Annotated in this window: 24 protein-coding genes; 14 read left to right on the top strand and 10 right to left on the bottom strand. The window is 41.8% G+C overall.

The features are described from left to right. Nucleotides 1-165: 165 nt before the first annotated feature. Nucleotides 166-1,458: a PQQ-dependent sugar dehydrogenase gene (locus tag RG47T_RS09170; protein WP_074489138.1), complete on the bottom strand. Its 1,293-nt coding sequence runs from the start codon at nt 1,456-1,458 to the stop codon at nt 166-168. Between the two features lie 356 nt (nt 1,459-1,814). On the opposite strand from RG47T_RS09170, the gene RG47T_RS09165 reads away from it, so the two are divergent. After that, nucleotides 1,815-2,708, top strand: coding sequence for a hypothetical protein (locus RG47T_RS09165; RefSeq protein WP_074489137.1), 894 nt, complete (start codon nt 1,815-1,817; stop codon nt 2,706-2,708). A gap of 146 nt (nt 2,709-2,854) precedes the next feature. Here the strand turns inward: RG47T_RS09165 and RG47T_RS09160 are convergent, their stop codons facing one another. After that, complete coding sequence (locus RG47T_RS09160; protein ID WP_074489136.1) at nt 2,855-3,805, bottom strand: aldo/keto reductase; 951 nt, start codon at nt 3,803-3,805, stop codon at nt 2,855-2,857. A 16-nt stretch (nt 3,806-3,821) separates the two neighbouring features. Next, nucleotides 3,822-4,046 carry a hypothetical protein gene (locus RG47T_RS09155; protein ID WP_074489135.1) on the bottom strand — a complete coding sequence of 75 codons (225 nt, stop codon included), beginning with the start codon at nt 4,044-4,046 and terminating at the stop codon, nt 3,822-3,824. 132 nt (nt 4,047-4,178) lie between these two features. Between RG47T_RS09155 and RG47T_RS09150 the strand changes: the two genes are divergently transcribed. The 4 genes from RG47T_RS09150 to RG47T_RS09135 all read left to right on the top strand — a co-directional run bounded on the left by RG47T_RS09150 (nt 4,179) and on the right by RG47T_RS09135 (nt 6,430). Continuing rightward, the gene (locus tag RG47T_RS09150; RefSeq protein WP_074489134.1) at nt 4,179-5,120 is read left to right on the top strand and encodes an MBL fold metallo-hydrolase; all 942 of its coding nucleotides are present in this window, start codon (nt 4,179-4,181) and stop codon (nt 5,118-5,120) included. 15 nt (nt 5,121-5,135) lie between these two features. After that, nucleotides 5,136-5,390 (top strand): DUF3820 family protein, encoded by a 255-nt coding sequence (locus RG47T_RS09145; RefSeq protein ID WP_074489133.1) that lies wholly within the window; start codon nt 5,136-5,138, stop codon nt 5,388-5,390. Nucleotides 5,391-5,467: 77 nt separating this feature from the next. Continuing rightward, entirely contained in the window at nt 5,468-6,127 is a 660-nt protein-coding gene (msrA, locus tag RG47T_RS09140) for a peptide-methionine (S)-S-oxide reductase MsrA (RefSeq protein ID WP_074489132.1), read from the top strand. A gap of 63 nt (nt 6,128-6,190) precedes the next feature. After that, nucleotides 6,191-6,430: a hypothetical protein gene (locus tag RG47T_RS09135; RefSeq protein WP_074489131.1), complete on the top strand. Its 240-nt coding sequence runs from the start codon at nt 6,191-6,193 to the stop codon at nt 6,428-6,430. A 278-nt stretch (nt 6,431-6,708) separates the two neighbouring features. Here the strand turns inward: RG47T_RS09135 and corA are convergent, their stop codons facing one another. Beyond that, nucleotides 6,709-7,824: a magnesium/cobalt transporter CorA gene (gene corA / locus RG47T_RS09130; RefSeq protein WP_074489130.1), complete on the bottom strand. Its 1,116-nt coding sequence runs from the start codon at nt 7,822-7,824 to the stop codon at nt 6,709-6,711. Beyond that, entirely contained in the window at nt 7,825-8,439 is a 615-nt protein-coding gene (locus RG47T_RS09125) for a WbqC family protein (protein WP_074489129.1), read from the bottom strand. Nucleotides 8,440-8,476: 37 nt separating this feature from the next. Between RG47T_RS09125 and RG47T_RS09120 the strand changes: the two genes are divergently transcribed. Together RG47T_RS09120 and RG47T_RS09115 are read left to right on the top strand one after the other, a co-directional pair. Continuing rightward, nucleotides 8,477-9,358, top strand: coding sequence for a lysophospholipid acyltransferase family protein (locus tag RG47T_RS09120; RefSeq protein WP_074489128.1), 882 nt, complete (start codon nt 8,477-8,479; stop codon nt 9,356-9,358). After that, on the top strand, nt 9,359-10,399 hold the full coding sequence (locus RG47T_RS09115) for a glycosyltransferase family 2 protein (protein ID WP_074489127.1): 1,041 nt from the start codon (nt 9,359-9,361) through the stop codon (nt 10,397-10,399). Here the strand turns inward: RG47T_RS09115 and RG47T_RS09110 are convergent. Both RG47T_RS09110 and aroQ read right to left on the bottom strand, forming a co-directional pair. Beyond that, nucleotides 10,368-12,974, bottom strand: a complete 2,607-nt coding sequence (locus tag RG47T_RS09110) for a mechanosensitive ion channel family protein (RefSeq protein ID WP_171972502.1) — start codon at nt 12,972-12,974, stop codon at nt 10,368-10,370. The two genes, RG47T_RS09115 and RG47T_RS09110, sit on opposite strands and share 32 nt — an antisense overlap. Nucleotides 12,975-13,032: 58 nt before the next feature. Next, entirely contained in the window at nt 13,033-13,452 is a 420-nt protein-coding gene (aroQ, locus tag RG47T_RS09105) for a type II 3-dehydroquinate dehydratase (RefSeq protein ID WP_074489125.1), read from the bottom strand. Nucleotides 13,453-13,549: 97 nt separating this feature from the next. On the opposite strand from aroQ, the gene RG47T_RS09100 reads away from it, so the two are divergent. Then, nucleotides 13,550-14,392, top strand: coding sequence for a site-specific tyrosine recombinase (locus RG47T_RS09100; protein WP_245770804.1), 843 nt, complete (start codon nt 13,550-13,552; stop codon nt 14,390-14,392). A 90-nt stretch (nt 14,393-14,482) separates the two neighbouring features. Here RG47T_RS09100 and RG47T_RS09095 read toward each other — a convergent pair whose 3' ends face one another. Both RG47T_RS09095 and prmC read right to left on the bottom strand, forming a co-directional pair. After that, nucleotides 14,483-14,791, bottom strand: a complete 309-nt coding sequence (locus RG47T_RS09095; RefSeq protein WP_074489123.1) for a hypothetical protein — start codon at nt 14,789-14,791, stop codon at nt 14,483-14,485. A 57-nt stretch (nt 14,792-14,848) separates the two neighbouring features. After that, nucleotides 14,849-15,709, bottom strand: coding sequence for a peptide chain release factor N(5)-glutamine methyltransferase (gene prmC, locus RG47T_RS09090; RefSeq protein ID WP_074489122.1), 861 nt, complete (start codon nt 15,707-15,709; stop codon nt 14,849-14,851). 33 nt (nt 15,710-15,742) lie between these two features. On the opposite strand from prmC, the gene ribD reads away from it, so the two are divergent. The 5 genes from ribD to bioB are packed head-to-tail and all read left to right on the top strand — an operon-like array spanning nt 15,743 to nt 20,717. Further along, the gene (gene ribD, locus RG47T_RS09085; protein WP_074489121.1) at nt 15,743-16,798 is read left to right on the top strand and encodes a bifunctional diaminohydroxyphosphoribosylaminopyrimidine deaminase/5-amino-6-(5-phosphoribosylamino)uracil reductase RibD; all 1,056 of its coding nucleotides are present in this window, start codon (nt 15,743-15,745) and stop codon (nt 16,796-16,798) included. Nucleotides 16,799-16,802: 4 nt separating this feature from the next. Continuing rightward, entirely contained in the window at nt 16,803-17,669 is an 867-nt protein-coding gene (locus tag RG47T_RS09080; RefSeq protein WP_074489120.1) for a transporter, read from the top strand. Beyond that, a complete protein-coding gene (locus RG47T_RS09075) occupies nt 17,670-18,284 on the top strand; it encodes an IMPACT family protein (RefSeq protein ID WP_074489119.1) in 615 nt (204 codons plus the stop codon). A 51-nt stretch (nt 18,285-18,335) separates the two neighbouring features. Next, nucleotides 18,336-19,685 (top strand): magnesium transporter, encoded by a 1,350-nt coding sequence (gene mgtE, locus RG47T_RS09070; protein ID WP_074489118.1) that lies wholly within the window; start codon nt 18,336-18,338, stop codon nt 19,683-19,685. A 27-nt stretch (nt 19,686-19,712) separates the two neighbouring features. Continuing rightward, nucleotides 19,713-20,717, top strand: coding sequence for a biotin synthase BioB (gene bioB, locus RG47T_RS09065; RefSeq protein ID WP_074489117.1), 1,005 nt, complete (start codon nt 19,713-19,715; stop codon nt 20,715-20,717). A 73-nt stretch (nt 20,718-20,790) separates the two neighbouring features. Here the strand turns inward: bioB and RG47T_RS09060 are convergent. After that, a protein-coding gene (locus RG47T_RS09060; RefSeq protein ID WP_139302423.1) for an IS3 family transposase occupies nt 20,791-22,043 on the bottom strand; the annotation gives its coding sequence in 2 pieces (ribosomal slippage) (nt 20,791-21,689 and nt 21,689-22,043; 1,254 coding nt in all). 290 nt (nt 22,044-22,333) lie between these two features. On the opposite strand from RG47T_RS09060, the gene RG47T_RS09050 reads away from it, so the two are divergent. Continuing rightward, on the top strand, nt 22,334-23,590 hold the full coding sequence (locus RG47T_RS09050; RefSeq protein ID WP_074489116.1) for a putative DNA modification/repair radical SAM protein: 1,257 nt from the start codon (nt 22,334-22,336) through the stop codon (nt 23,588-23,590). Nucleotides 23,591-23,595 lie beyond the last annotated feature (5 nt).

Genomic DNA, 23,595 nt, shown 5'->3' with positions numbered 1-23,595 from the left:
ATTGCATATAGACACTGTGCCCGGCAGCTACAGAACCTGCTAAACCACCTGCCGCCGGTTTGGCTTGTGGTTTAGCTTTGCTCGTAGTTTTATGTTGCTGTGCATAACTGCTGATTGCTACAAAGCAAAAAGCAGTTAGTAAAAATGATCTGAAAAAAGCGGTCATTATTTTTTGTACGATATTTTATAAATTGTTCCTTTAGAGTCGTCTGTTACATAGATAGAGCCGTCTGCTGCCTGTGCCAGTCCGCAAGGGCGGTGATCTGCGCGGCCGGATGCAACCTGCTCCGGGGTACCTGCAAAACCATCAGCAAATACTTCCCAGTCGCCAAAAGGCTTACCATCTTTAAAGGGTTGGAACACCACAAAGTAGCCTGCCTGCGGCTCAGGCGCACGGTTCCAGGAACCATGGAAGGCAATAAATGCACCATTCTTATATTTAGCAGGGAACTGGTTACCGGTGTAAAACAATAAACCGTTTGGCGCCAGGTGGCCGGGGAATGCAACTGAAGGATCAATAGCATTCTCACCACCTGTCTTTTTACCATCGCCACCATACTCTGGCGCCAGGATCTTTTTGTGCTGTTGCTGATCGTAGTAGATATAAGGCCAGCCTGCATTATCGCCCTTCTTAATAGCGTATAAACATTCGGCAGGCAATAATGCCGATTGTTGTACGGTATACAGATCAGGGAAAATGTCATGTAACTGGTCGCGACCATGCTGCATCACAAAGAGCTGGTTTAACTGGGTATTCCAATCCATACCAACCACGTTACGCAAACCTGTGGCATAACGTACGCCATCACCATAGTGCTGGTCAGGCTTGTCGGCCTTAAACTGCCAGATCCCCGCTGCCGAATCTAATACCGGGCAACCTTTTTGGCCCATTGATCCTTTTTGGCGGTCTTTCTCCTGGCATGAGTTAGAGAAGGCGCCTATATTAACGTACAGGTTACCATTGTTATCAAGCAATATGGCTTTAGCCTCATGCTCATGGCGGCTTATTAAACCGGTAACAATTCTTTCGGGCTTATTTGGGTCTATAACTTCATTCTTGTCATTCAGCTTGTAACGGAAAACGTCAACATCTGAAGATGCGTACAAGTAACCATTTTTAATGTACATACCCGTACCGGCAAAATTGCCAAAGCTGGTTTTAACTGTAGCCGCACCGGTTCCGTTGTCGTGTAAAACAACAATACCTTTAGCATCTTTATTTCGCCTTGCGTTATAGTTTATTTTAACAAAAATATCTCCCTGTGGGGTAACAGCAATGTGGCGGGCGGTACCCAGATTTTCTGCTATAATGTTTCCGCTAAAACCGGCAGGTAATTTAAGCCCGGCGTTTTCGGCATGGTGGGTAATAACATGTTTTTTACCCGGCGTAGTAAACGCCAGCAAACCAACTACTGCTATAGTAGAGAGTAATGAGGTGATTAAATATTTGTTTTTCATAATGCGATGTATAACTCAAATTAACTCATTATACATTAATAATAGAAATATGATTGGTAACAGATAGTAACAATATCATGCACATTTTAACTAAAAGGTTAATTAGGATTACTAATTAAATTCTGACCAACGCTATATAATAAACATTTAAAGAATTATATATTGATATAATAATAAAAGTCAATATATAATTCTGATTAAGTAAAATACTATAATATTTAAGCAAAGTTATATTAAACTATTGGCGGGTTCATATAGTCATATATGCAAATCGAAACAAATTGAAAATACCGGGAGCACTAATAAAAAACAATAACATAACCGGTAATATCATAAACACTTTAAACACAAACAAAATGAAAAACTTAGCAATAATAATGGCAGTGGGCGCAGGTTTATTAACCGTAAAAACTGCTGATGCACAAATAAGATTAGGTGTTAATTTACACTTTGGTAATGTAGGCACCCGTGTAATAGTTGCCCAACCCGTGCAGGATGTTAGTTACACCAACTACGATGATGATGACGACTATTATTATTTACCCGATGTGGAGGCTTATTACGACGTAAGCCAACAATGTTATTATTATAACGATGGTGAGCAATGGATCCATGCCGCTTACTTACCGGGCCGATATCGTAATTACGACTGGAGAAATGCCCGCCACTATGAAGTGCGTGCACAACGCCCTTACATGCGCCACGATGAATATCGGACCCGTTTTGGCGGCTTCGACCAAAGAGGCGGTGGTTTTGATAACCGCTATGCCAACAGGGGAGGTTTTGATAATCACCGGGATGATAACCGAGGCGGTTTTGATAACCACAGAGATGATAACAGAGGTTGGAATGGCGATAACCGTGGTGGGCAATTTAATGCCCCTAACAGAGGTAACTATGGCGGCCAGTACGAAAACAGAGGTCAGCAGAATCAAGATCGTGGCAACTATGGTGGGCAACCGCAACAAAACCAATACCAAAACGGTGGGCAGCAAGGCCATGGTAGAGGGAATTATGGTCAACAAAATTATGGCGGCCAACCCGTTAACCAAAATGGCGGTCAGCAAGGACAAGGTCGTGGTAATAACTTAGGCCAACCCGTTAACCAAAATAATGGTCAGCAAGGACAAGGCCGTGGTAATGGCCAACCACAAAACAATGGCGGCCAACAAGGTCAGGATAGAGGCAATAGGGGAGATGAACACTTTGCAGCCAACAAAATGGGCATGATGCGCCCGGCCAGATTCTAAGTACGTTACCCTAATATATATGTTAAAAGGCCACCGATGTTATCGAGGTGGCCTTTTTTCTGTTATTATTCTACATCGTAGCGACACAATAATTTGTGTCTCTTATAAAACTTGCAAACTAGACACAATGTATTTGTTTATAACGTTTAATATTTACTAGCTGTATTTAAAAGCTCAACAGCATCCTGAGAAAGATTTAAGCTTACAGCCTTACTAATCTCGTTCAATTGCTCTACACTGGTTGCACTGGCTATGGGCGCAGTAATACCGGGGCGGGCAATCAGCCATGCCAGTGATATCGCAGCAGGAGTTACTTTATATTGTTTTGCAACTTCATCCAATGCTTTCAATATATTGTAACCACGTTCGTTTAGGTATTTTTTAATACCGCCGCCGCGCTTGCTTTTATTCAAATCATCTTCAGATCTGTACTTGCCGGTTAAAAATCCGCTGGCTAATGAATAGTAGGTAATTACACCAACATTATTTTCTAATATTACTGGTTCCAGATCTTTCTCATACGCTTCGCGTTCGTACAAGTTATACTCGGGTTGCAGGGTTTGGTAAGTAGCAAAGCCGTTGTCCCTGCTCACTTTTAAAGCTTGTTGAAAACGCTCGCCGGTGTAGTTTGACGCACCAATAGCTCTTACCTTACCGGCTTTAATTAATTTATCATAAGTATCCATTGTTTCTTCCAACGGCGTACTTTGATCGTCATCATGAGATTGGTAAAGATCGATATAGTCAGTCTGCAAACGCTTCAATGAATCTTCAACAGCCTGGTTTATATATTTGGCAGAGAGGCCCTTTTTACCTTCGCCCATGGGCTTGCCAACCTTGGTAGCGATGATTACATCATTACGTTTACCACTTTTTTTAAGCCAGTTACCTATAATGGTTTCAGATTGCCCACCCACGCCATTGTGCGCCCAGGCAGAGTAAACATCGGCCGTATCAATAAAGTCTAAGCCGCTATCTGTAAAAGCGTCTAATAATTTGAAGGAAGTAGGCTCGTCAATAGTCCAGCCAAATACATTACCTCCAAAGCAAAACGGTACAACTTTGATACCTGATTGGCCCAATTCACGTTTTTCCATCAGTGTATTTTTAATATTATTTTACCTGTTCGGCCAATTCATCGGCCCAACCGCTAAAGTAAGGGTCGGTACCGGCTACGCGGGTCCACTGGCCGTTCTCTTTGGCAATGAGCAAATGGACGGTTTCATCAACAGAGATAAACTCGTAAGCTTCATCATACGCACTGTGATCTAATTTTTTAGCAATGCCTTCAACGGGTCCGTCAGATCCGGTAAGTACAACATCAAATTCTTGTTCCATAGTATTATTGTTGGTAGTGTAACAGCAAATTAAAGCATTGTGTTTAACATTTAATGTTTTGCATTTTCAACTATTACATTAAAACCATACTACAGTACCGTTGTTGAACAGGGCATAAACCTGTTTTTTGTAATGATCAAGAAAAATAAAGTAAACTTTTTCCAGGTTGCGCAAGGCGTTTGGGGAATGAAGCTAATGTTTGTAAACGTATACATGATAGCCAACCGCCGTGGTGTAAAAAAGGGATGGGTGTTGGTTGATACCGGCCCGCAGGGATCGGCCGGCAAAATTATTGCTATGGCCGAAGCTTTGTTTGGCTTAGGTACGCGCCCCTCTGCCATTATATTAACACATGGGCACTCTGACCATAGCGGCTCGCTGGAAGCTTTGTTAAAACACTGGAAAGTACCTGTTTATGCGCACGAATATGAATTGCCCTATTTAACCGGTAAATCATCATATCCACCTGTAGACCCGACTGTAGGCGGCGGCATTATGAGTTTATTTTCTGTGCTTTTTCGTACCAAGCCGTTAAAATTAGGTAACAAAGTAAAAGCCATAGAAGAGGGCCGCATAGCAGAACTGCCCGAGTGGCGGATCATCTACACGCCTGGCCATTCGCCGGGACATATCTCCTTATTTTTTCCATTGAATACCACGCTTATTGCCGGCGATGCTTTTGTTACTACCAAGGCAGAATCTGCCATTTATATACTAAGCTCACTTAAAAAACTATCCGGCCCGCCAAGGTATATTACACCCGATTGGAAAGCCGCCAAGGCATCTGTAATTAAACTGGCAGGCTTGCATCCGCGTATTGCAGCAACAGGGCACGGTCCGCTGATGCGCGGGCGTGAACTCCAGGTAGCGCTGGACGAGTTGGCCGAAAACTTCGACGAGCTGGCCGTACCAACCAGTGGCCGATATATTAAACAGCCTGCGGTAGCCGACGAGACAGGCGTTTTATATGTGCCGCCTTTTAAAGCTAACCGCAAGTTTATTGCAGCAATGATAATTACCAGTATTGCCGCCGGATTTATAATTGCCCGGCAGATACGTAAAGCTGTAGCATAGCTGTATCTTTACCGTGTGGAACCCGTACAACCTGACTACTCGGTATTAATAGATATTTTGCGGACTAAAATGCCCTTTGGTAAACATAAGGGCATTTTAATTGCCGACTTACCCGTTTCTTACCTCGAGTGGATGCACCGTAATGGTGGTATGCCCCCGGGTAAGCTGGGCATGATGTTATCGACTATTCATGAAATTAAGATCAACGGTATGATGTCGATACTATACGAGTTGCGTAAACGGCTCGAAGCTGCAGAAAGGCGGTATTAATATTATATGGCACTAGGGTTACAAATACGTTAAACCATAGTATCTTGTACTACGTTAATACTGTAAATCAATTAGCTATGATCAGGAACTTTCTTTTCTATATAACCGGCGTTATGCTGTTGTGCGGTTGTGCCAGTGCGCAAACTTCAGAAAGCAAAAACGGTTTTGCGACCGTACCAACCCCGAAACCGGGGCAGGAGGTAGCCACTTTTGGCGGGGGCTGTTTCTGGGCCATGAGCGAGGCCATGTCTGAGCTTAAGGGTGTAGATAAGGTGGTAGCTGGCTTTGCCGGTGGCAGCACAAAAAATCCAAGTTACGAGGATGTTTGCACCAAAACTACCGGCCATGCAGAAGTAGCACAGGTATATTTTGACCCTAAAGTGATTAGTTACGCAACCTTGGCCGAAGCTTTCTTTTATGCGCACGACCCCACAGAACTAAATTACCAGGGGCCGGATGAGGGGACAGATTATCGCTCTATTGCTTTTTACCGTACGCCGGAACAGAAAGCTACACTAGAGGCTGTAATTAAAAAGGTAAGTAACAGCAAGCATTACAGCAAAATGATAGTTACCCAGGTAGAGCCTTTTAAGGTATTTTACCCTGCGGAGAAATATCACCAGGGATATTATAAAACACATGGAGATAGCCCTTACATTGCATCGGTGTCTGCACCTAAGGTAATGAAAATGCGCAAGGCCATGCATGACTACCTGAAGCCCGAGTTTAAGAAATAATAATAGTTATTTAAACAATCATTGTTTAACTTAGTTATAAGATAACATCTAAAAATAAAGACTATGAGCATCCCGGAAAATGAAATTGCCTTAAATAATGAGAACAACGATAACCCAAGAAACCTGAGCAACGAACAGGAAAACGCACAAACACAAGAGAGTGACCTGTCTGGAGATGGCAACGATGTAGAACCTGCAGATGAGCAAGCGGATATTCAGGGTTTGCAGACTGCATACGATGCAGCCGAATCATCTTTCACACTCGATGTTGACCACGGTATTGCACCGAAAAAGGAAGACTAAGCGGTGTTTTAGCTATAAAAAAAAGCTGCCTCCACATTGATTGTGAGGCAGTTTTTTTATGCTTTTAAAGTGGAACAGTTCCACAAGTGCCACATGTTCCATTCTACAGCCTTAAAAGTTATTATTTTAATAAGATTATCTACATAAGTAATTGTTAATTAGTTACTTAAGTCAAAAAATGAATTAAGTTCATGTTCCACTTTTATAATATTTTACAGACTTAAAAGTCTTTATTACTGACAAGCTTTTGTCAGTAATATCTAAAAATAGTTTGATCTTTATAACCTGTTAAACCAGCCTTTTCGCCAAAAAATAAATATTAGTATAGCTGCTATAATCAGCATACTAATAAGTGCAACAGGATAAGCATGGTGCATATAAAGTTCGGGCATATTATCAGTTATAATATGGCCTTTATCATCCTGGCGCGCAAAATTCATCCCATAAATACCGGCAACAAACGTTAGCGGGATAAATATCACAGAAATAATAGTGAGCACCTTCATAATCTCGTTCATGCGGTTACTTACCATAGATAGGTACAAGTCTGTGATACTGGTGGTAATTTCCTTATAGCTGTCTATCACATCCATAATATGGATACAATGGTCGTAAGCATCGCGCAGATAGGTTTTTACTTCTGTACTAATTAAAGCGCTATCGCTACGGATCATATCATTGATCTTGTCCCGTTCGGGCCAGCTTACCTTGCGCATCATAATCAGTTCGCGTTTCATGTGCTGGCTATCGTACATAATGGTTTTATCGGCGCTGGCATACAATCGGTCTTCCAGCGCGTCTAGTGATTCGCCGATATCTGCCAGTACCACAAAATAGGTATCAATAATGGTATCCATTAAAGCATAACACATGTAGGCCGGGCCTCCGGTGCGGATGATTCCCTTACCCGCTTTAAGCCGGTTAATTACCGCATCAAAGCAATCCTCGTAATTTTCCTGGAAACTAATGATCAGATCATCTTTAACAATGGCAGAAAACTGGGTATTCAGCATCTCATCCCCGGCATGTGAGAGTTGGATAATGCGGCTTGTTGCAAAAAAGTAGCCTTCGTATTCATCAAACTTGGGGCGTTGGTGCGTATTGGTAATATCCTCCAGAACCAATACATTGATCTTCAGCAAGTCGCCTATCTTTTCTATCAATGTGGCGTCGCCGAGGCCGTTAACCTTTATCCAGTGGGTATGGCATTTACATTTGTCAAATTGCTTTATGATCACATCAATCTCATCGCCTGTTGATGTAATCACCTCATCGGCATTGTATGAATACACACTGATTTTGGGTTTAAGCGCATCATCAGGTACACGGATCATGCCCGGGATGTCGCCAACCTGGCCCATGCGCTTATGTTTAAAACGTGATCTTTTGCTCATTTACAAATAATTTAATGCCTGCGGGCCCTGGTTAAACAGTAGGTCTATAATACTGAGGTTCTTTAAAAAACCATGGCGTTCTTCAAAAACCTGAAAGTACGGCTTTTGTTCAATGGTAACTTCTTTTTTAGTGCTAAATGCCTTGCGAAAGTCTGTTACCGCCCCAGGATATGTTGCCTCATAACTTTCGGTATAGTTGAGCGGGCTTTTAATTTTTAATAACCGCAGCAGCAATTCTAACTGCTTTTGGTTATAATCAAACAGGTGCGATGTTTTTTGCTCGTAAAAAGGTGCAAAGTCATCCTCATAATATTCAAAATAAGCCGACCGCCGATAACAGGCTTCGAGGCTTAGCCAGTGCAGGCGCTGCCATTTAAAATCGTAGCTTATTTTTACATCTTTTACAGGGGTATGTACCTTTGAACCTTTAACAACCGGTACCACAAGCGTTAGCACGCCATCGGGCGAGTAAATATTGGCCCGGTTACGGTACGTTTGTTTCGGGAAATGCTCGGCCTGCTCCAGCCAGATCTCCGGTTTAAATTTATTTAGTTGCGTAAAATATTCAACCGGCGGCAGATAAAACAAAGGGAGCAACGCGCCTTTTTCAATCATATAGTTTATGTTTGTAGCTTAAAATTTTCCGAAATTAATGATAAAAAAAGGGCTTACAAGTTTAGCTGTTTTCTTTTTATACCTTGTATCATTGCTTCCCTTCTGGTTATTATACCTGATAGCCGATTTTTTGTACGTTGTTATTTATTACGTTGTTGGCTACAGGCGCAAGGTTGTGCAGGTAAATCTGCTGAATTCTTTTCCGGAAAAAACGGAAGCTGAACGTGCTGCTATCGAAAAAAAATACTTCCATTACCTGGCCGATCTGCTTGTGGAAACCATTAAAGCAATTACCCTCAGTGAAAAGGAAATTATGCGGCGCATGTTTTTGGTAAATGAAGATCTTGTCCCCAATTATTTTAAACAAAACAGAAATGTAATTATCGCTGTGGGGCATTATGGTAACTGGGAGTGGGCCGTATTACGTACCAGTTTTATATGCCCCCAGCACAGACGGACAATTATTTACAAGCCCCTGCAAGATAAAGCGGCAGACGCTATGTATATTAAAGTACGCAGTAAATTTGGTGTTACCATGGTGCCGATGAAGGCTACCTTACGCAAAATGATTGAGTTTAGAAAAGAATTATCATTAACCGTTTTTGCATCAGACCAGACACCCATCCGCGAGGAAGCTCATTTTTTTACACAGTTTTTAAATCAGCCAACTGCTGTTTTTTTAGGAATTGAAAAAATATCGACGCTTTTTAATTCGGTTGTTATATTTGCCGATATCCGCCGTGTAAAACGGGGTTATTACCGGTGTACTTTTGTGCCGCTGGTTGATGAGCCCAAACAAGCTGCCGAATATGAAATAACCAGGGCGCATGTACAATACCTGGAAAAAGTGATCAGAGAAGAGCCGCCGTATTGGTTATGGTCTCACCGGAGATGGAAATTTAAGCCGGACAATATTTAAATGGAGATTAAACCTAGCGTAGCTGTAGTTATATTAAACTGGAACGGCTTAAAATATTTAAGCCGGTTTTTGCCGGGTGTAATGCAATCGTCGTACCCCAACCTCAAAATTGTGGTGGGCGATAATGCATCATCAGACGGTTCTGTTGCTTTTTTACGCGCACAATTCCCCACTGTTACCATTATTGAAAATGATGCCAATTATGGCTTTACGGGTGGTTATAACCGCGTTTTGGAAAAAGTTGAGGCAGATTACTACATCCTGCTCAATTCTGATATCGAAGTTAGCCAGGACTGGATAGAACCTGTAATTGCACTGATGGAAACTGATGTTACCATTGCTGCTGCCGCACCTAAAATTAAATCATTTGCGCAAAAGGACCATTTTGAACATGCCGGGGCTGCCGGTGGTTTTATAGATTACCTTGGATATCCTTTTTGCCGTGGGCGCATATTTTACGAGGTGGAAGAAGATAAGGGCCAGTACAATCAATCTGGCGAAGTATTTTGGGCATCAGGAGCTGCGCTTTTTATCCGGAAAAAGTACTGGGACGTATCTGGTGGGTTTGATGAACAGTTTTTTGCGCACATGGAAGAGATTGACCTTTGCTGGCGGTTAAAAAATATGGGCTACAAAATTATGTACTGTGCCGAGTCGGAAGTTTACCATGTAGGCGGCGGCACCCTGGATAAAGAGAACCCGTTTAAAACCTATCTCAACTTCCGCAATAATCTATTATTGTTGAAGAAGAATATGCCGGTATACAAATCAGTACCCATTATTATACTCCGTTTCTGGATGGATCTGCTGGCTATATTCCGTTTCATGAATGAGGGCAAACGCAAAGATGCCTGGGCCATAAGCCGGGCGCATCAAAACTTTGTGCGTAAGCTGTTTTCTTCAAGCAAAAAAGGGAAGGCCCTGCCTGTTATTAAAGGAGAAGCCAACCTTAAAGGCATGCTCAAACAAAGTATTGTAGCCGACTTTTTTATCCGTAAAAAGAAACACTTTACAGATCTGGATCAACGTCATTTTTATTAGTCTCTTCATCTTTTGCCGGGTCATCGTCTTTAGCTTTGCGCTTAGTTGTCGATTTCTTAGGGATAGTAACAGGTGCATTTTCAACCAACAATTCCTGTGTAGCAATAGTATTAGTTTTAGTTTTAAGCGGTAATTCTTGGTCTTTATCCCAATACAAATGCACATCCTGTTGCGGAAACGGCAATTCAATGCCTTCAGCTGCAAATGTATTATACACTTCTGCCAGTATGCGGCTTTTTAATTCCTGCCATATGGCAATATCAGCCGCCCAAAACAACAGCCTGAAATCAACCGAGCTTGCGTTCAAATTATGCAGCAGCACCACTGGCGAGGGATCGATCATGATATCATTACGATTAGCAAGCAGCTCTTTTAACAGCCCTTTTACCTTCTCAATATCAGAACCATAGGCCACACCTACAATTAGTTCAACCCTGCGGTTATTATTGCTCAGCGTCCAGTTTATTACGTGCTGGGAAATCAGATCGCCATTGGGGATAATGATCTCAGCGCCATCACCTGTAGCGATTTTACTAGAGCGGATACCGATCTCTTTGATCGTGCCCGATTTGCCGGCTACTTCAATTACGTCGCCAATTTGCACTGGTTTTTCAAACGCGAGTATTAACCCCGATACCAGGTTGTTTACAATGTTTTGTAAGCCAAAACCAATACCCACGCCAAACGCACTGATAATAATGGTGATCTTATCCATCGGCACGCCCGAAGCCGCTACAGCGATGAAAAAGCCTACGGCAAATATGCTGATCTTAATGAGCAGCATCGAGGTTTTATTTTTACGTGCTTGTGGCTGTGTTTCTTTGTGCTGGCTTGCAAAATCATAAAAGTAATTAATAACCCTTGCCGTAACAGATGCCAGCCATATAACTACAACAAAAATAATAATACTGCCAAAGGTGAACAAAGTACCACCCAGGCTGTGCGATTTTTCAAGGAAATTGCCAATGCCATCATACAGCAAATCTTCTACGCTAAGGTTCTGCGCCAGCATAATGATCCACATAATTACGGCAGCGGTATTCAATACATTTCTGAACTTGCGCTGCAGTAATTTAAAATCGAGATATGAGCTAAATCCGGTGTCACTTTTATTGGCCTCCAGTTGCAGAAACAAGCTTTGCATCAAAATTTGCACAAACAAGTATAAGCCAAGACCCAGCCACAGGTTAAAGGTGCCGGTAATACCAATGATTTTGGCCAGCGTAAAGCGACCCATTACGTTACAGAGAAATGATACCGCCTGTAAAAAAATGTAGACCTTTAAAAACGTGCGCCAGTAAGGGGGATAATTTTCAGCTTCTTTATTGGCATTTAAAAATTGATAACCAAGTACGGCCCCTAAAGCAGATAAAAGGAGCACAGCAACCCGGTCTACATTTGAGGTTTCAACAAAAAGATTGCTAATGGCATACACAACCGTGATCCCGAAGGTAAGGTTAAGAAACTTATACAAGGTTGGCGGGTACGTTTTTTTAACAAGCACCAGCGTTACAGCCGTAGCAACTAAAAATATACCTTCTAAAAATACAGCAGGGGGGTGGTCATAAAAATAGGGCTGAATAATAAGGCATACCAGTACCGACGATAATATGGGGTGATCTCCCAAGTAATTAGCCTGCTGTAATATTTTTTTAGGTTCGGTGCGCGTATCTAATATTTTATGGCGGTTGGTGTATATCCATATAAAAAACAAAGCAAAGATAAAAACACCAATCAGGTGGATGAGGGTTTCCCTGCTAATCATAAATTTCAGTAACCTGTAATTCATGTTAAAGGTATCATCAAACGCAGATTTAAAAGTACTGCCCGGTGTAGATGTCATGGCCCAGATATAGCCGTTTGCCGACGACATGGCCTGCTCACTGAAGCTGCGGATCTTAGTATTAATCTGGTCTTTCTCGTCCAGTATGTTAATGTAAACATCTGCTACCCGGTTTTGCAGCAAACCAATCTTAAGAAGCGATATCTTATTAAGCGAATCCAGCTTGTGGTGTTTGGATAATATCGCCTTAATAGGCTGGCTGGCTGTGCGTTGCAGGGCCGTATCTGCGGGTGTGGCATTAAAGGTCGAATCTTTACTAATTTCACCCAAATCACTGCGCATTTGCGCCAGCTTACTGTTAGTTTCGGCAAGCTGATCCTGCCACTCGCTCAACTGATCTTCTGAACGTGTTAAAATATCGCGTATAGCATAAAGATATCTAAGCGTATTAGATTTATCTTTATCTATCATAGTTTTAAAAAGCGTTACCCGTTTTTTGAAACCCGGTAGCTGCTGTGTAATCTCGGTGGTATCAAACCCATGCGAAAGCGTAATACTGATCTGATTAAAGGAGTTGCTGTAATTCTCAATCTTTTTCAACAGCATGTTTAATGATGTATCAGAGCTTTTAAGTGTACGCATCATCGAATCGCGCCGCAAAATACTGGCACGCAGCGAATCGCTCACGGTATGTTTCTTTTTATGGAGCTGGCCAAAGCCAACATCAGAAAAGGAGCATACCAATAACCCGGTTAACACGATTAAAAAAAGATATTTCAAATATTTTTGCATCAGCATGGCTTCATTAACACAGAATGTACATTTCCGTTTTTAGGGGGATTTTAGAAATTTATCGGGTTAAAAAATGCTCGAGCGCCAAACGGTACGAATTAAGGCCAAAACCGGCAATAACACCAATGCAGCTTGCTGCCAGCATAGACTGGTGCCGAAAGGCTTCGCGCTTATGCACGTTGGAAATGTGTACCTCAATAACGGGTGTAGTTATGGCCGCAATACCATCGGCAATAGCGATAGAAGTATGGGTATAAGCGCCGGCATTAATAATAACGCCATCGTAGCTAAAGCCTACTTCGTGCAGTTTATCAATTAGTTCGCCTTCTTTATTGCTTTGAAAATAATCGATGGTTACATCGGCATATTGCTGGCGAAGTTGTTCTAAATAACTTTCGAAACTGTTATCGCCGTAAATAGATTTTTCCCTTACGCCAAGCAGATTTAAATTTGGGCCGTTAATAATTTGTATCTTCATCAATTCAAACTTAACTATAAATCGGGAAAACTAAAATCAGGTGGAGTGGGTACAGGCAATAAAAGGATTTAAAAGTTATCTGAAGTTAGAAAAATCAATGTCGGCTAACTCTATACAAGCCTACAGCAGGGATATAGATAAGCTAAGGCAATTCTCAGAAGCACAACAGGTTATACTTAAACCAATAACAGTAACCCTAACCGATTTACGCCAATTTTTAACCTGGATCAGTGAATTAGGGATGATCCCAACTTCGCAGGCCAGAATTTTATCGGGTATTAAAGCTTTTTATAAATACTTACTGATAGAGGACGAAATCAAGGTAGACCCATCCGAATTATTAGAGTCGCCAAAAACACGGCGAAAGTTACCCGATACGCTCAGTATAATTGATATCGACAAACTGATTGCCGCCATCGATCTATCCAAACCAGATGGCGCCCGTAATAAAGCCATCTTAGAGGTATTGTATAGCTGCGGCCTGCGCGTATCTGAATTGACGGAACTGCGCATCTCTAACCTCTATCTCGATATCGAATTTATTAAAGTCATAGGAAAGGGCAGCAAAGAGCGCCTGGTACCCATAGGTGGTTCGGCTACAAAAGCCCTTAAAATTTGGTTGGAAGAAGTGCGGTTACATATCCCCATAAAAAAGGGAGAAGAAGACCTGGTATTTTTGAACCGTAGAGGCAGTCGCCTAAGCCGGGTTTATATTTTTATGGTGATTAAAGATCTGGCAAAAGTTATCGGCTTGAAAAAGAGCATCAGTCCGCATACCTTTAGGCATTCATTTGCCACGCATTTGGTAGAAGGTGGGGCAGACCTACGCGCTGTACAAGAGATGTTGGGCCATGAAAGTATTACCACTACCGAAATTTATACACATTTGGATAGGGATTATTTAAAGAGTACCATTACGCAATATCATCCGAGGAGTTGAAACCTTTCTCCAGCCATCTCCGAAGGAGAGGGAGCTAACTCGCCGTTTCAAGCGTGGACGCTTATAGTAAATAAAAAAATCTTTTTTTATTTACTGAGATAATATTACTTCACCCGTTTTGTGTTTAATCAGTTTGTAGGCCATCGACTTTTTTTCTTTTACTAAAGAATCGCCTATGCTCATGTTCTCATTAAATCTCCAATTTGTCGATAGATAATACAACTTACCATTAACCAAAACTGTAGGAGTGCGTTTCTCATTGTAATTGATCTTTACTATTGTACCCTTAAATTGATAATTTATTTCCTTTATCTCTGACACTATATAAAATACTCCAGCAGTGGTAAAGAATAAAAATCCAATAATTAAATATCTTATCAATTTATTTTTTTCAATCATCTTATAAAGTGTAATCGTTAATCATACTTATCATTTACGACTTAGTAACTCAATAACCTAATAACCACCCAAACCACACTTTATCATCCTATCCCTGTCACTCATATCTTTTTTTAACTCAATGTTTATAAATAATTTATCCTTTAACATATTAATAGTTTGTTTACCATAACTTTCATTGATTTCGAAAAATAACAAACCATTAGATTTTAGACTCTTTATTGCGAAATCGGCAATAGCATTGTAGAATAATAACGGATCTTTCTCCGGAACAAATAACGCTGTGTGGGGCTCAAAGTTGGTTACGTTGATATGCATCTGGAGTTTATCGGTTTCGGTAACATAAGGCGGATTGCTAACAATGATGTCCAGCTTTTCGTCAACCCGGATGTTAGCGTGTGCCAGTATATCAGCCTGAATAAACTGAATATCTACTTGATTGTTAGCCGCATTCTTTTTAGCGGTTTCCAGTGCTCCTGTAGAAATATCGATGGCTGAAACCGTAGCTGTTTTCAATTCATGCTTCAGCGTAATGGCAATACAGCCGCTCCCGGTACCAATGTCCAGAATGTTTATAGCGGGGTTTTCGACGCTTTCAATGATCCAGCTAACCAATTCTTCTGTCTCCGGGCGGGGGATTAGCACATCGGGATTTACTTCGAAAGTTAACCCATAAAATTCGGTATGCCCTAAAATGTATTGTACGGGTTGGCCAGCTTTAAGCTGATCTAATATGAGTGTCAATTTATCGGCCTGCTCATCAGTCAGCATAGTTTCGGGGAAAGCCTTTAGTTTGGCTTTGCTATAACCTGTTAACTCGCTTAATACCAAAGCAGTAATAGCCTCAGCTTCATGCGCGTCATAAATAGGTGCCAACGTTTGCTTAAAAGTATTAAAAGCATCCTGTACAGTTTTCATTCAACAAATAAACATAAAAGCTACATTTGTGCAATGTATGAACATGAAAAATACATGCAACGCTGCATTGAATTAGCGCAATTAGGTGCCGGATATGTAAGTCCGAACCCGATGGTTGGCGCTGTAATAGTTCATGAGGGCAAGATAATAGGCGAGGGTTACCACAGGCAATATGGTGGGCCGCATGCCGAGGTGAATGCAATTAATATGGTTTTAACCAATTTTGCAGAGGCTAAAGACTTGCTTAAAGAGTCGATCATTTACGTTTCTCTCGAACCTTGTGCACATTATGGCAAAACACCACCATGTGCTGATCTGATAATCAAACACCGCATCCAGAATGTAATTGTAGGTTGCCGCGATCCGTTTGACCAGGTGGATGGCAAAGGGATAGAAAAATTACAGCAAGCAGGGATTAACGTAGAGGTTGGTATACTCGAAAAAGAATGCCGCGACCTTAATAAACGTTTCTTTACCCGTATAAAACAGCAGCGGCCATATATAATATTAAAATGGGCAAAAACAGCAGATGGCTTTTTTGCACCCGATGATAGCAGCCAGTTCTGGATTACCGGACCCGAATCTCGCCGCCTGGTACACCAATGGCGCGCCGAAGAAGATGCAGTTCTGATAGGTAAAAACACAGCCCTGGTTGATAACCCGCAATTGAATTTACGCTACTGGGAAGGCAAAGCACCCAAACGTGTAGTAATTGACCGCAGGCTGGAACTAAGCCACGATTTAAATATATACGACCAAAGTGTAGAAACCTTTATATTTAATGAGGTTAAAACAGACGTTGAAGGCAATATTAAGTATATTGCACTTGAAGATTTCGACCGGTTTGTACCACATTATATTTTGTACCAATTATACCTGCAAGATATTCAGTCTATTATTATAGAAGGCGGGGCGCATACGCTAAATACGTTTATTGAGGCAGGCCTTTGGGACGAAGCCCGGATATTTACAGGTAAGGCTGTTTTAAATAAAGGCATACCATCACCTGTAATTACAGGTATTAAAGCCGATGAATGTAGCGTAGGAGAAGATACCTTAGCAGTTTTATACCATCAACCTATTGAGTAAGTAAATGATATATATTTTTTTAAGCGTTTGTTGCAGCGTAGCAGTTTCTATTATGCTTAAACTGGCTAAGCGCTATAATATAGATGTTTTTCAGGCCATTACCTGGAATTACTCAATCGCCATTCTGTTAACGTGGATTTTTTTAAAACCACAGCTGGGCACGCTGGCTGCTGCGCCGGTTTATAGCTATGCTGTGTTGGGCTTTTTACTCCCCGCGCTGTTTGTTGTAATAGCTGCATCGGTCAGAAATATAGGTATTGTACGTACTGATACCGCTCAGCGGCTTTCCTTAATTATCCCATTGCTGGCTGCATTTTTTTTGTTTAATGAATTATTAACTACTTATAAGCTTGTAGGTATTGCTGTAGGTGTAATAGCAGTTGTACTGTTATTAATTAAACCGGTAGATGGCCGCCACAATGCACGCAAAACGGCTTCATTAATATATCCTATTGTTGTATTTATCGGCTTTGGTGTTATTGATGTCATGTTCAGGCAGTTGGCGTTAATAAAAGAGGTATCATTTACTACTTCGCTGTTTGCTATTTACGTCATCGCATTTGTATTGTCGCTCATTGGCCTGGTTTACAGGGTTGTCACTAAAAAATCTAAATTTTTATGGCGTTACATAGGTTTTGGGTGGATGCTGGGCGTGGCTAACTTTGGCAATATCCTGTTTTACATTCTGGCGCATAAGGCCATGGCCAAAAGCCCTTCGGTAGTATTCTCTGCCATGAATATTGGTGTAATAGCTATAGGCACCCTGGCCGGTACATTTTTATTTAAAGAAAAAACAAGCTGGCTAAACCGGGCAGGTATTTTACTGGCCATTGCAGCCGTTATTATTATTGCTTACGCGCAAACCCACTAAATGTTATTTGACGACACTTACTTAACTATCGAAGAGCCGGTTGAAGGCATCCATCGTGTAAGCGGCAGTAAATTTTTAAGTTTTGCTTACCCTGTTAAAAGCGAGGTAGAGATAAAACCCATTATTGCCAAACTAAAAACACTGCACCCATCTGCTAATCACCATTGCTGGGCAGTAAGGCTGGGTTCAGACCAATCGGCACAGCGCTTTAATGATGATGGCGAACCTGCGGGCTCGGCAGGCAGGCCAATTCTCAATACACTGCTCTCCAAGCGCCTCACCAACATAATGGTAGTTGTGGTACGCTATTTCGGCGGAACGCTTTTGGGTATCCCAGGGCTGATTAGCGCTTACAAAATAGCGACGGAAGAAGCCATTAACACGGCTAAAATTATAGAAAAAACCTTTAACGATATTTACCAGCTTAACTTCGATTACCTGCAAATGAACGAGGTAATGAAGGTAGTAAAAGACCAAAATCTGGATGTGCTGGAAACCCAGTTCGACACAGCCTGTGTGCTTAAATTCAGCGTCAGGAAAACGCATATTGACCAGGTTGAGCAAAAATTACGTAGAATAAGCGGTGTTAAATTAACTTATCTGTACAGTAGTTAATAATTACCATTTTATTGAATATGATCCTTATAATGCTTATTTTGAGCACGTATGCAATCTTTTGAAATAAATAAGTCAGATCTCCTTAAGATAAAGAACGCGCTTGATGCCAATGATACTGAGCTTCAGCGTGTTTTAGGAGAATATCATGCCTCGGAGATTGCAATTCTGTTTGAACGGCTTAGCCCCGAAGAGCGCGAGAAAATCATTAACGTTCTGCCATCTGATATCGCTTCGGAAGTTATCTCCGAAATGGATGAAGAAAATCATCCCGGGCAAATCCTGTTTAACCTGCATCCCGAGAAGCGGTCGGAGATTATTGAAGAGCTGGATTACGATGATGCAACAGACATTATCTCGCAACTGGAAGAGCATGAGCAGCAGCAGGTACTAGATCACATCGACCAGGAGGATGCCACTAACATCCGTGCGCTTTTAACTTACGATGAGGATACGGCAGGTGGTTTAATGAACACCGACGTAATTAAGCTCAATGCAAACCTCAGCAAAAAAGACGCACTCGAAGAGGTGATTCGCCAGTCGGAAGAGATGGAGGAGTTTTACACTATTTATGCCGTTAATGATCGTGATATTTTGCAGGGTATTGTTTCCCTTAAAGATATTTTTAAGGCAAAGCCCGATGTAATGATCCACGATCTTTTAAAAACAGATTACGTTTTCGTTAAAGCCGAAATTGACCAGGAAGAAGTGGCCCGGCTAATGTCGCAATATAATTTAACCAGTATCCCGGTGGTAAATGACCACCTTAAACTATTGGGCCGCATTACTATTGATGATATCATTGATGTAATGGAGGAAGAAAACACCGAGGACATCTTGAAGATCTCCGGTGTATCTGAAGATGAAGAACTAAGCGGTAGCTGGCAGGACGCCGTTAAAAGCCGCCTGCCATGGCTTATTATTAACCTGGGGACTGCTTTTTTAGCAGCTTCGGTAATCAGGCATTTTGCTGGTTTGGAAGCAAAGCTGCCAATTATTGCAGCTTACATGACTATTATTGCAGGTATGGGTGGCAATGCAGCCACACAGGCACTGGCCGTTACGGTAAGGCGTATCTCATTAAGTGATTTAAGCGATGCCCAGGCTTATAATACCGTTTTAAAAGAGTTTTTGGTAGGCATGATTAACGGTGCCGTTAATGGTATAATTGTATTGATAGTGGCTTTATGGTATGATGCCAATCCGATGCTGGGCCTGGTACTCTTTTTAGCTATGACAGGCAACCTTATTGTTGCAGGTTTAACCGGCGCTTCCATTCCCTTGTTATTAAAGCGCTTAGGGATTGATCCGGCTGTGGCATCATCAATTATCATTACTACATTTACAGATTGCATAGGCTTTTTGCTGCCGCTATGGCTTGCATCCGCACTTTTATTATAAATTTGAAGTTTTATAATTACATCCCACATGACTGAAGTAAGATATAACTGGACTAAAGAAGAGATTGCTGAAATATATCATACCCCATTACTGGACCTGATCTATCAGGCAGCATCCGTTCATCGTGAAAATAAAGATTATGCAGAAGTGCAGATCAGCTCACTGATTTCGGTAAAAACAGGCGGTTGTCCCGAAGATTGTGCCTATTGCCCGCAGGCAGCACGTTACAATACCGGTGTAAATGTACATGCCATATTACCCAAAGAAGAAGTGATTGCCGCGGCTGAAAAAGCCAAAGCAGGTGGCGCATCCCGCTTATGTATGGGCGCTGCATGGCGCGAAGTACGCGATAACCGCGATTTTGACAAGGTATTGGAAATGGTTACCGCCGTTAACGGCCTGGGTATGGAAGTTTGCTGTACCCTGGGTATGCTTACCGAAGGCCAGGCACAGCGTTTAGCAGATGCTGGCCTGTATGCTTACAATCACAACTTAGATACATCTGAAGACGACTATAAACGTATTATCACTACCCGTACTTATGATGATCGTTTACAAACCCTCGACCACGTGCGTAAGGCCAAGATCAGCGTTTGCAGTGGTGGTATTATTGGTTTAGGCGAAACAGTAGCAGACCGTATTTCGATGCTCAAAACGTTATCAACCATGCCTAAACACCCGGAATCTGTGCCCATTAATGCATTGGTGCCGGTAGCAGGTACGCCACTGGCAGATCAGCCCCGTGTTTCTGTTTGGGATATGGTACGTATGATAGCCACCGCACGTATCGTAATGCCTAAAACAGTAGTACGTTTATCTGCAGGCCGTACCGAGATGAGTACTATTGAGCAGGCACTATGCTTTATGGCAGGCGCTAATTCAATCTTCGCGGGAGAAAAACTATTAACCACACCAAACCCATCTTTCGATACAGACATGGCCATGTTTGAGCTATTGGGTTTAACCCCGCGTAAAGCCTTCAAAAACGGCAGACCGAATAGGGTAGAAGTGAACGAAGAAGTGAGTTTATAATATTACCATAAGAACTGAGTAGTCCTGAAATAGGTTGACTATTTTTTGATTGCACAAACATTGATAAAAAAGCTCAAACATCCACTAAAGATGTTTGAGCTTTTTTGTTGTATGTCCTTAGTTTGATGGCTTGCTGGTTGTGCATTTGCTTTGGTGTAAGCATACTGCAGCTTAGGTGTGGTCTTTGATTATTATAAGTAACTATACTTTGGTCGGTTTGCAATGAGGCGTCTATAAGATCCTCCATTTGATCTGACAGGCCGAACTCATCTTTCAGAATACCATTTACTCGTTCGGCAATAGCATTTTCATAAGGGTCACCATTTTCTGTCATAGATATTCTTATTCCATTTCGAATAAGACAAGATGTATAAAGCTTACTGCAATACTGTAAACCGCGGTCTGAATGATGTATCAACACATTACTTTTATATTGCCGGTTCTCAATAGCCATTTGTAAGGCTTTAAGTGTTGAAGCTGCTTCCATGTTGTTGCAGAGTTCATATCCCATAATGCGTTTGGAATAGGCATCTGTAATTAAATGAAGATACAGATTGCCATCCTTTGCATCCAGGTAGGTAATATCGGCTACCCAAAGCTGTTCAGGACGAACAATGAGCATCTCTTTGATCAGATTAGGATATTTGCGCAACCAGTGTTTTGAGTTAGTCGTTAAAGTATACCTTTTCCGTTTTAAAACAAGCAACCCTTCGTCCCGAAGCAGGTCAAATAGATAATCCCTGCCTATCAAGACATTATTTTCTTTTAGCAAATAGTGAAGTTTGCGTGTGCCTAATCGCGGCATACTTCTGCGTAATTGCAAGACCGATGCTCTGGCCTGTTTGCGTAAAATAATCTTCTCTTGTCGTTGCTTAATCTGTTTATAGTAAGCCTGTTTACTCAGGCCAAACAATACGCAAAACATACTTACTTTTCTTGGATACATTTTGGCAAGCTCACTGATTGTTTGGCGCCGTCTTTTTTTAAGATGTTTATGCCATCTTCCTTTTCAGCAATCTCAATCAATTTCTCGTAAGCCACTAATTTAAGCTTGGCTTCTTCCAGTTGCTTCTCCAGGTCTTTGATACGTTGTTTTTGTGGATCTTTCATCGGCCGGCCTAATGCACCTTTTTCAGGATGGTGCAATTTACCATACTTACGGCACCATTGCAATATCACTGAATTGCCGCCTAAACCATATTTGGCTTGTAACTGATCTTTGTTCAAAAACCCTCGTTCATATTCCTGAACAACTTTCTTTTTGAACGATAAACTGTAGCGCCCGCCCGGGCTTACATGTTTTGATTTAATTCTTTGACTTTCCATTTGTTGACTATATTTTAGTCAACTTTTTTCAGGACGAGACAAACAAAATAAAAGGGCCTTCCATGCGGAAGGCCTTTTTTATTTATTATCCCCGCCCTTCATGCCGAACTTGTTTCTGCATCCTACAGGACAGGTAACCGCAATGTAAATCGGTAGTAGACTTAGCAAGTGAGATGCCGAAACAAGTTCGGCACGACGGTAGGTTATAATTTCACATCCACAACTATAAGCGCTAATAAACATTTACTAAAATCTTAAATTACTAATATTTTTAGTATTTTTGATTTTGTATGAACGTGGACAGGATTACCGAAAAATTAAACATATTGGCCGACGCAGCTAAATACGATGTATCATGTGCATCGAGCGGCAGCAAGCGGCAAAATAAGGATAAAGGCCTTGGTAATGCCAGCAATGGTATTTGCCACACTTATACCGAAGATGGCCGGTGTGTATCCTTACTCAAAATCCTGTTTACCAACGTTTGTATTTACGATTGTGCCTACTGCGTGTCGCGTAAAAATAATGATATTAAACGCGCCTCCTTTACAGTGCAGGAAGTGGTAGACCTTACTATAAATTTCTACCGCCGCAATTATATCGAAGGCTTATTTCTCAGCTCAGGTATTTTTAAAAATGCCGATTATACTATGGAGCGTTTAGTGCAGGTAGCTAAAAAACTCCGTCTCGAACATAACTTTAACGGGTACATCCACCTTAAAAGCATCCCCGGTGCCAGCGACGAATTGATGCGCGAAGCCGGTATGTATGCCGACCGCCTGAGTATTAACCTCGAAATGCCAACTGAAGAAGGCCTTAAACTTCTGGCCCCCGAGAAGAACCGCCAGGACATGATTACCCCGATGAATTTCCTGAAGAATGAGATAATTTTACGCACGGAGGAAAAAAAACTATTTAAAAAAGCGCCCATGTTTGCGCCCGCCGGGCAAAGTACGCAGGTGATTATTGGTGCTACTCCAGAGACTGATCAGCAGATTCTGCAAATGTCAGATCAGTTTTATAAAGGGTTTAAATTAAAGCGGGTTTACTATTCGGGCTATGTGCCGGTATTGAGTGATAGCCGCTTACCGGCCTTAAACACCGCCGTGCCTATGGTGCGCGAAAACAGGCTTTACCAGGCCGACTGGCTGATGCGCTTTTACCATTTTAAGGTAAATGAGATTGTAAATCAGGATAATCCGCTGCTGGATCTAGATATCGACCCTAAATTAAGCTGGGCCTTGCGCAACCTGCAATCGTTCCCCATAGATATTAATAAAGCCGACCTGCAAATGATTTTACGGGTACCGGGGATAGGGGTGCAGTCGGCACAGAAAATTGTAGCGGCAAGGGCTTTCGGTAAACTCAATTGGGAGCAGCTTAAAAAGCTGGGCATCGCCGTAAACCGGGCTAAGTATTTCATTACGTGCAATAGTCCGCAATATGAGCGTCGCGATCTTACAGGTACCGCTATTAAACAATATATATTGGCCGGGTCACAAAGTAAATACATTAAAAATTCGACCATACAATTAAACCTGTTTTGAGCGAT

It is taken from the genome of Mucilaginibacter polytrichastri (genome assembly GCF_001911425.1).
Classification (GTDB): Bacteria; Bacteroidota; Bacteroidia; order Sphingobacteriales; family Sphingobacteriaceae; genus Mucilaginibacter; species Mucilaginibacter polytrichastri.
This window is presented reverse-complemented; position numbering and strand designations above follow the sequence as displayed.